The sequence below is a fragment of the Clostridium sp. SHJSY1 genome (assembly GCF_031626875.1).
Lineage (GTDB): Bacteria > Bacillota > Clostridia > Clostridiales > Clostridiaceae > Clostridium.
The window spans coordinates 1-10,207 of the sequence record NZ_JANDMF010000084.1; the positions used below are offsets into that span (position 1 = coordinate 1).

The 10,207-nt window shown below is 29.6% G+C and carries 5 protein-coding genes and 1 pseudogene; all 6 read left to right on the plus strand.

The features are described 5' to 3' along the window. Positions 1–140: 140 nt before the first annotated feature. Positions 141–1,424: pseudogene (locus tag NNC19_RS22700) on the plus strand (SulP family inorganic anion transporter); the annotation flags it as partial. Between the two features lie 254 nt (positions 1,425–1,678). After that, positions 1,679–3,106 (plus strand): glycogen synthase GlgA, encoded by a 1,428-nt coding sequence (gene glgA / locus NNC19_RS22705; protein WP_310940982.1) that lies wholly within the window; start codon positions 1,679–1,681, stop codon positions 3,104–3,106. A 24-nt stretch (positions 3,107–3,130) separates the two neighbouring features. After that, positions 3,131–5,566, plus strand: a complete 2,436-nt coding sequence (locus NNC19_RS22710; RefSeq protein ID WP_310940983.1) for a glycogen/starch/alpha-glucan phosphorylase — start codon at positions 3,131–3,133, stop codon at positions 5,564–5,566. 13 nt (positions 5,567–5,579) lie between these two features. After that, on the plus strand, positions 5,580–7,409 hold the full coding sequence (locus tag NNC19_RS22715; RefSeq protein ID WP_310940984.1) for a glycoside hydrolase family 13 protein: 1,830 nt from the start codon (positions 5,580–5,582) through the stop codon (positions 7,407–7,409). Between the two features lie 120 nt (positions 7,410–7,529). Further along, on the plus strand, positions 7,530–8,690 hold the full coding sequence (locus NNC19_RS22720) for a glucose-1-phosphate adenylyltransferase (RefSeq protein WP_310940985.1): 1,161 nt from the start codon (positions 7,530–7,532) through the stop codon (positions 8,688–8,690). A 35-nt stretch (positions 8,691–8,725) separates the two neighbouring features. Further along, a complete protein-coding gene (gene glgD, locus NNC19_RS22725; RefSeq protein ID WP_310940986.1) occupies positions 8,726–9,832 on the plus strand; it encodes a glucose-1-phosphate adenylyltransferase subunit GlgD in 1,107 nt (368 codons plus the stop codon). Positions 9,833–10,207: the final 375 nt, after the last annotated feature.

The window sequence follows — 10,207 nt, forward strand, 5'->3', positions numbered from 1 at the left end:
CAGGAAAGTTAAGCTCTACAGCGCTGATGGTACTGCATGGGAGACTGTGTGGGAGAGTAAGACGTTGCCAGGTAATTTGAAAAGGATAGTAAATGCTATCCTTTTTTTTCGTGCAAATCACAAAGAGTGGGGGAAATATAATGAAAAAACTAAATATACTAAGGAAACCTAAATTATTCTCTATAATTAAGCACAGAGATAAAGAATTAACAAAAGAACAATTTTTGAGGGATATGATAGCAGGAATAGTAGTTGCAATTATTGCATTACCACTATCAGTAGCATTAGGAATATCATCTGGTGTTACCCCTGAAAAAGGTCTTATAACAGCTATAGTAGCAGGGTTGTTTATTTCAATATTTGGAGGAAGTAGAGTTCAAATTGGAGGACCAACTGGTGCATTTGTAGTGATAGTGTATGGAATTATAGAAAAATACGGAATAGATGGATTAATAATATCAACACTAATGGCCGGAATCATATTAATAATATTTGGATTGCTTCAATTAGGAAATTTAATAAAGTATATTCCAAGAACTGTGACAGTTGGTTTTACAGCAGGGATTGCTGTAACATTATTTTCAACACAAGTAAAAGATTTATTTGGATTAGATATATCTAATGTACCATCTGAATTTTTAGATAAATGGAAGGTTTACTTAACTAATATGAATTCATTAAATATATGGGCGTTAATATTGGGGATTACATCTATTTTAATAATAATATTGACATCTAAATTAAATAGTAAAATTCCAGGATCTTTAGTGGCTTTGATAGTAATTTCATTAACTTCTGCCATATTCAAATTACCTGTAAATACAATAGGAAAACAATTTGGAGAAATTTCATCACAAATACCTTTTCCAAGTGTGCCTTATATGGGGGGAGAGAAGATAGTATCATTAATTGTACCAGCCATAACAATTGCATTTTTAGCAGCAATAGAATCTTTGTTATCAGCGGTAGTTGCAGATGGAATGATTGATAAGAAACATGATTCTAATACAGAATTAGTTGGACAAGGCCTAGCTAATATATTTTCGGCTATGTTTGGAGGGATACCTGCAACAGGAGCAATTGCAAGAACAGCAGCTAATGTAAAAAATGGTGGACGAACTCCTATAGCAGGAGTTGTAAGTGCTATTGTTTTGCTTTTAATAATGAAGATACTTATGCCATTCATACAATATATACCATTAACTGTTTTAGGAGGTATATTGGCAGTAGTTTCATATAATATGAGTGAGATAAGTGCAGTCAAAAAAATTATTTTATCTAGTAAATCTGACATGGTTGAAATGTTATTAACATTTATATTAACTGTAGTTTTTGATTTAGTAACTGCTATAATAGTAGCTATGATTGTGCATTTTATATTTGAGAGAGTTTTAAATAGAGAAAGTGAAAATTTGACAGAATTATATTAGCAAATAGAATAATAACAATTTTTTAACACAGAGATTTTATATCTCTGTGTTTTTTACATTAAAAACAAAGAATAAATAAGAAAATAATAAATAAATATATTATGAATAGATTATAGAAAAATTGTAATAGAGGGGAGGATTTTATAAAGATAATCAGTTATCCATTTGGAGTAAATATTAGGATACTACATATGGTAATTAGGATTAAGGCTAAATTTGATAAAGATGCCAAGAGGGAGGGGTTTTTTATGAAGGTATTGTTAGCAGCTTCAGAAGCATATCCTTTAACAGGGGAGGGAGGACTTGGTTATGCAATTGGAGCTTTGTCAAAAGCATTAAGAAAAAAAGACATTGATGTTAGAGTAGTTATTCCTAAATATAAGAATATAAATCTCAATTTGATAGAGGAATTAAAATTTGTAAAGTGGTTTATGGTTAAGGTTGGGTGGAGAAATCAATATTGTGGAATATTTAAATATGTCAAAGATAATGTAACACACTATCTTATAGATAATGAATATTACTTTAATAGGGCTGAATTATATGGTTATGATGATGATGATGAAAGATTTGCTTATTTTAATAGAGCTATTTTAGAATTAATTAATGAATTAGAGTGGAAGCCAGATATTATTCATTGTAATGACTGGCAAACAGGTATGGTACCAGTATTATTAAAAAATGATTATTTTGATAGAGAAGATTATAAAAATATAAAGACTGTATTTTCGTTTCATAATATGATGTTTAAGGGAGTTTTCTCACCAGATATTTTATTAGATTTATTTGATTTGGATATGGAACTTTTCTATAATGGTAGTCTTGAGTTTTATGGAGGAGTAAGCTTTATGAAAGGTGGAATTAACTTTGCAGATAAAATTACTACTGTAAGTAATACTTATGCTGATGAAGTTAAAACTCCACAATATGGAGAAAAATTAGATGGATTGTTAAGAGAAAAAGCTTTTAATATGAAAGGTGTTCTAAATGGACTTGATTATGAAGAATTTAATCCAACTAAAGATCAATATATATATAAAGCTTTTTTGAATGACACAATAGAAGATAAACAAGCAAATAAAATAGAATTACAAAAAGATCTTTCATTACCAGTTAGTAAAGACATACCTATGCTAGGGTTAGTATCAAAGTTAAATAACCAAAAAGGGTTAGAATTAATTATAAATATAGCTGATAAGTTGCTTCAGTATAATATTCAACTTGTAATATTAGGAACTGGTGATAAACAATATGAAGAGCATTTTAAAGGATTGCAAACAAGATATAAGGATAAAGTATCAACCAATATTAAGTATGATAGGGAACTTGCTCACAAAATATATGCAAGTTGTGATATTCTTTTAAAGCCTTCTCTTTTGGAACCATGTGGACTTGGGCAACTTATTGCATTGAGGTATGGGACTATTCCTATAGGTAGAGAAACTGGAGGATTAAAGGATACTATTTTACCATATAACAAGTACAGTGGAAAAGGGAATGGATTTAGTTTTAGCAATTTTAATGCAAATGAACTTTTGATGATAATTGAATATGCTTTGGAGATATATAAAGATAAGGAGTGCTGGAAATCTATAGTTGAACAGGCTATAAATTCAGACTATAGTTTAGAAAAATCAGCAGATGAATATTATGCATTATATTGTCAAGTCATCTAAGCATAGTCATAGGAGGGGATTAGTATGCTGACTTTAGATAAAGAGACTTTTAAAAAGGCTTACGAAAATAAATATAAGAATTTACATGGAGAAGAAATAGAAGAAGGAAATAATCAACAAAAATATGAAGCCTTGGGAAGCTTGATAAGAGATTATGTAATTAGGTTATGGATGAATACCAATAAGAAATATAACATTTCAGGCGAAAAGCAAGTATACTATTTTTCTATGGAATTTTTATTAGGTAGACTACTTGGAGATGTCTTGATGAATCTTGGAATAATGCAGGTTTGTAAAGAAGCTTTGGCAGACTTCAATATTGATTTGAGAGAACTTGAAGACCTTGAACAAGACCAAGGACTTGGTAATGGTGGGCTTGGTAGATTAGCTGCTTGTTTTCTAGATTCTATGGCTTCTTTAAATATAGCAGGTCATGGATGTGGAATAAGATATAAATATGGATTTTTTGAACAAAAAATAATAAATGGTAAGCAAGTGGAGGTATCAGACAATTGGTTAAGGGAAGGAAATGTGTGGGAAAGAAGAAAACCAGATAAAGCTGAAATAGTTAAATTTGGTGGGGAAGTAAAGGTGCAAGAGTTAAATGGAAATCTAACTTTTACACATGTTAATTTTGAACCAGTACTAGCAGTGCCATATGATACTCCTATTGTAGGATATGAAAATGATGTAGCCAATACATTAAGACTTTGGAGTGCGGAAACTGTTTCAAATGAGTTTGATTATTCATCTTTTAGCAGAGGAGAATTTTTAAAAGCTATAGAATATAAAAATTCAGTAGAAGCTATATCACAAGTATTATATCCAGAGGATTCTTTTTATGAAGGAAAGATATTAAGGCTTAAGCAACAATACTTCTTCGTTTCTGCAGGAATGCAAAGTATAATTAGGCACTTTAGAAAGCATGGAGGTAATATACTTTTACTTGATGAAAAAATAGCTGTTCATATTAATGATACTCACCCAACATTAGCAATTCCAGAACTTATGAGAATCTTATTAGATGAAGAAAATATTTCTTGGGAAGAAGCGTGGAGAATAACAACCAATACTATTTCTTACACCAATCATACAATATTGGCTGAAGCATTAGAAAAGTGGCCTATAGAGATGTTCAAACACTTATTGCCACGAATATATATGATTGTTGAGGAAATTAATAAAAAGTATTGTGAAGAACTTTGGAATAAGTATATAGATCAATGGGATAAAATATCTAGAATGTCTATACTTGCTGATGGTCAAATAAGGATGGCTAATTTGGCTGTTGTTGGAAGTCATAGTGTTAATGGGGTAGCAAAACTTCATACTGATATATTAAAGAAAGAAGAGATGAGAGATTTATACTACTTGTATCCTAATAAGTTTAATAATAAAACTAATGGAATAACTCATAGAAGATGGTTATTAAAGAGTAATCAAGGTTTGTCAAATCTTCTTATGGAGACAATAGGAGAAAGTTTTATTAAACATCCAACAGATTTAATTTATTTTGAAAAGCATGCTCATGAAAAAGGTGTTCAAGAAGAATTATATAGAGTTAAAAAGATGAATAAAGAAAAACTTGCAGAAAAAATATATAAGAGAAGTGGAGTGGTAATAAATCCATCATCTATTTTTGATGTTCAAGTAAAAAGAATTCATGCTTACAAGAGGCAAACATTAAATTGTTTAAGAATCATGGATTTATATAATCATTTAAAAGAGAATCCTAATATGGAAATAGAACCTAGAACTTTTATATTTGCTGGAAAAGCAGCCCCAGGATACTATTTAGCAAAAAATATTATTGAGTTAATAAATTGTATTGCAGATACGGTAAATAATGATCCAAGGGTAAATGATAAAATAAAAGTAGTTTTTATGGATAATTATAGAGTATCTTTAGCAGAAGATATAATTCCAGCAACAGATGTAAGTGAGCAAATATCTACAACTACAAAGGAAGCATCAGGAACATCAAATATGAAGTTTATGATGAATGGAGCTGTTACTATAGCGACATTAGATGGTGCTAATATAGAAATAAGTGATGAAGTTGGACCAGATAATATTGTGATTTTTGGAATGACAGCAAGGGAAGTTTTAAATTACCTTCAAAATGGTGGATATTGTTCTATAGATATTTGTAATGAAAATAAGAGGATAAATAGAGTTGTTAATGATTTAATTAATGGTACGTATAATAAAGATAGAGATAGATTTAAGAGTATTTATGAAAATCTTATAACTTACAATGATGAATTTTTTGTTCTTAAAGATTTTGATTCGTATGTAAATGCTCAAAGTAAAATAAATGAAATGTATAAAAATATGCACAAATGGCAAGAAATCTGTGGTATAAATATTGCACATTCAGGTGTGTTTTCATCTGATAGAACTATTCAGCAATATGCTACAGGAATATGGGGTTCAGAATTAATCTATAAGAACTTGTAAGGAGGATTATTTTATGGAGTATGATTTTGCCTTCCATAATTCCCATAAAGATCAATATAGAAGTCCATTTGGAGCAGTGCCTATAGGAACAAAAATAAATTTAAAGATTTTAGTAGATAAAGGTGTAGAAGTATATTTAAATTTAATCAATTTTTCAGGAGAAAAATCTTTTATTAAAATGAATTGGGAAGGAGATAGCGGTAATAGAGCATTATTTTCTACTAGATTAGATACATCAAGGCTTATCGGTATGAACAGATATTATTTTTCATTAAAAAAGGATGAAAGATATTTTTATTATGGAAATAATGAATATGTTCTTGGTGGAGAAGGAAGAGTATATCATGAAAATCCAATTCCATACCAGATAACAGTTTATGAAGAATCATATATTCCTGAATGGTTTCAAGAGGGCATAATTTATCAAATCTTTGCAGATAGATTTTGCAATGGAAATAAAGATGGAAGAATTAATAGTAGAAAAGAAAATAGTTTTATATACTCAAGTTGGAATGATGAACCTATGTATATAAAAGATAGCAAAGGCAACGTCCTTAGGTGGGATTTTTATGGTGGGAATCTTCAAGGAGTAATAGAGAAACTTCAATATCTAGAAGATTTGGGAGTAACAATTTTATATTTTAATCCTATTTTTGAATCAGCAAGCTGTCATAAATATGATGTTGGAGATTATGAAAAGATAGATAGTATGCTTGGGAGTGAAGAGGATTTTAAAGAGTTATGTATTAAGGCTAAGGAACATGGAATAAAAGTCATTTTAGATGGTGTGTTTAGTCATATTGGAGCGGATAGTAAGTATTTTAATAAATTCGGTAATTACAATACAGTAGGTGCATATCAATCTAAAGAGTCACCGTATTATAGCTGGTTCAGATTTAAGGATTATCCTGATAGTTATGATTGTTGGTGGGGATTTGATAACCAGCCTAATGTAGATGAGTTAAATCCATCATATTTAAACTATATAGTAACAGGGGAAAACTCAATAGTTGCAAAATGGATTAAACTTGGAGCAAGTGGATGGAGACTAGATGTTGCAGATGAATTACCTGATAAATTTATAAAAATGTTAAAGAAGAGGATAAGAGAAGTAGATGGTGAAAGTATATTAGTAGGAGAAGTATGGGAAGATGCTTCAAATAAAGTAAGTTATTCAGAAAGACGTGAATATTTATTTGGTAAAGAATTAGATTCAGTTACCAATTACCCTCTTAGAGATTATATATTAAAATACACAAAAGGTGAAATAGGAGGATCAGAATTTATTAGTAGAGTTTATAGTTTATATGAAAACTATCCTAGAGATAATTTTTATAACACAATGAACTTGCTAGGAAATCATGATACAGAAAGATTACTTACTATATTAGACAAAGATATTGAATTATTAGAATTTGCTACAGTGATTCAAATGACATTTCCTGGAGTTCCTCTAATATATTATGGAGATGAAGCAGGACTACTTGGAGGACGTGATCCAAGTAATAGAAAGCCATATCCTTGGGGAAAAGAGAATAAAAAGGTTTATGAGACGTATAAAAAATTAATATCCTTAAGAAAGAAGAATGATATTTTATTAAAAGGTGATTTTAATATTGAACAAGGAGAAAATGATATTGTCATTATTAAGAGAACATACAAAAATAAAAGTATCTTAATAATATTAAATAATTCGCAAGAAGATAAAACTATAAAAATTAAGGAAAATATAAATTATAATCTAAAGGATATTATAGAACAAGAAATATTAAATAAAGAAGAAGGAAAACGGTATAATGTTAAAGTTAAAAATAAGGGTTATAAAATTTTAGAAGAGATTTAAAATTTTCAAGAAGCTCCAAAGGGGCTTCTTTTTTTATGGAAATTAACAAAAATTATGTATATTTTTCCATGAGGGAACATATCGTATTAGAAGTAGAACATAGGAGAGGAGATATTGCTTGTGAGTAAAAATGAGATTGTTGCTATGATATTAGCAGGAGGACAGGGGTCTAGGTTAGGAATTTTAACTAAACACATAGCTAAACCTGCAGTTCCATTTGGTGGAAAATACAGAATTATTGATTTTACACTAAGTAATTGTTCTAATTCAGGAATTTATAATGTAGGTGTATTAACACAGTATAAACCTTTAGAGTTAAATACTCATATTGGGATAGGGAACCCTTGGGACTTAGATAGGAGAGATGGAGGAGTAAGTGTGTTACCTCCATATCAAAAAGAAAAGGGAGGCAATTGGTATAAAGGAACTGCAAATGCTATCTATCAAAACATTGAATTTATAGAAAGGTATGATCCAGAGTATGTTTTGATTCTTTCAGGGGATCACATATACAAGATGGATTATAATGAGATGTTAGCTTTTCATAAACAAAAAGAGGCAGAAGCAACAATTGCAGTAATAGAAGTGCCTAAAGAAGAAGCAAGTAGATTTGGAATAATGAACACCAGAGAAGATTTATCAATTTATGAATTTGAAGAGAAGCCAAGGAATCCAAAAGGAAATTTAGCTTCTATGGGAATTTATATTTTCAATTGGAAAACTTTAAAGAAATATTTAAAGGAAGATGAAGAAGATGAGTTCTCTAGTAATGATTTTGGAAAGAATATAATACCAAAAATGATCAATGAAGAAAATAGGATGGTTGCCTATCCATTTAAAGGATACTGGAAAGATGTTGGAACAATAGACAGTTTGTGGCAAGCTAATATGGATTTGCTTTCAAAAGACAATAAATTAGATTTATATGATGAAGATTGGAAAATCTATTCGGTAAATCATAGTAGCCCAGCACAATATATAGGGGAAGAAGCATCTGTAAAGAATTCTCTTTTGGTAGAAGGATGTTCTATAGAGGGAAAAGTAAGCAATTCAATAATATTTCAAGGGGTAAAAGTTGGAAAGAATTCAATAGTAATAGATTCTGTAGTAATGCCTAATGTAGATATTGGGGACAATGTAATTATTAATAAGGCAATTGTAGGAAGTGAGGCTTTTATAAGCAATGAATCAAGAGTAGGAAATGGAGAAGAAATTACTGTAGTAGGTTGGAAGGAAGAGGTTAGACCACACGGGTTTGTTGAAGTATGCACTACAATTTAAAATAGAATCTGTATGCAAAAAAGGGGGATATACAAGTGAATAGTTGTATGGGAATAATCAACTTAGATGAAAATGAGAGTAAGATGGGAGAACTAGTTAGTAATAGGCCACTTGCAGCAGTGCCAATTGCAGCAAGATATAGAATTATTGATTTTGTACTTTCTAATATGACTAACTCAGGAATAGAATGTATAGGTATTTTTGCTAAGAATAAATCAAGAGCTCTTATGGATCATTTAAGGAATGGAAGGCCTTGGGATTTGCACAGAAAAAGAGATGGATTAAGAGTGTTCAATTTTGGATATGAAGATCCAGCATTTGATGATGTTCATAATTTTGCAGATAATATAGACTTTATTAAGTATAGTAAAAAAGAATATATCATTATGGCATCATCATATATGATATGTAATATAGATTATAAAAAGGTTTTAGAAGAACATAAGAAATCAGGAAATGATATAACTATGATATATAAAAATATTAATAATGCTGATAAATATTTCATTGGATGTAATGTTTTAAATATTAATGAAAATAGAAAATTAGTGTCAGTAGGCGAAAATATAGGGAGAGAGAATCATTCAAACATAGATATGGAAATGTATATAATGTCTACTGATTTGTTTATAGATATAGTATTAGAGAGTATAAGAAGTGGAATGTATAGGAAGATAAAGCAATTTATAAGTTCTAATTTAGATAAACTTAATGTTAGATGCTATGAATTTAAAGGATACCTTGCATGTATTAACTCTTTGAATAGTTATTATGTAGCTAATATGAGTTTGCTAAAAAAGAAAATTAGTAATGAACTATTTTATCAAGGAAAACCTATTTTCACAAAAACTAAAGATGAAGCACCAACTCAATATGGGAATAATAGTAATGTTAAAAATTCTATAATAGCAAATGGATGCTATATAGGAGGAGATGTTAAAAATTCAATAATAGGGAGACGAGTGCATATAGAAGAAGGTGCTAAAGTAGAAGATTGTATAATTTTACAGAATAGTAGAATAGGTAGACAAGCTAAACTATGCAATGTTATAGCAGATAAGTGGGCTAAAATTGGAGAGGCTGAAATTTATAAAGGGTCTGATTTATATCCAATTGTTATTAATAAGGGCAAAAACTTTTAAGTGAGTGATATAGCGAAGTGTGTTATTGATATCATCCTTCGCTATATTATATGTTATAAGAGAAAAATTTGCTGAAAGTGATAAAAACTATTCCTAGTGTGTCAATATAAGCAATTTGATGTAATAATGAGAATAAAAAAGAATTTGAAGAATTATTTCTATAAATAGAATGTATTTTCAAGGGGACAAGCAATATATATGGTAAGATAAAATACGTCGCCAAGGAGCGCAGCCAATCAAGTTTTAAAAAATAAATAAAAAACTTGTTGACATGTGTAGAATAAGGTGATAAGATAATAAAGTCGCTTGAGGGCGGCAAACAAATTGGTCTTTGAAAATTGAACAGATTATATAAGTTAAAAACCAGCAATTCTT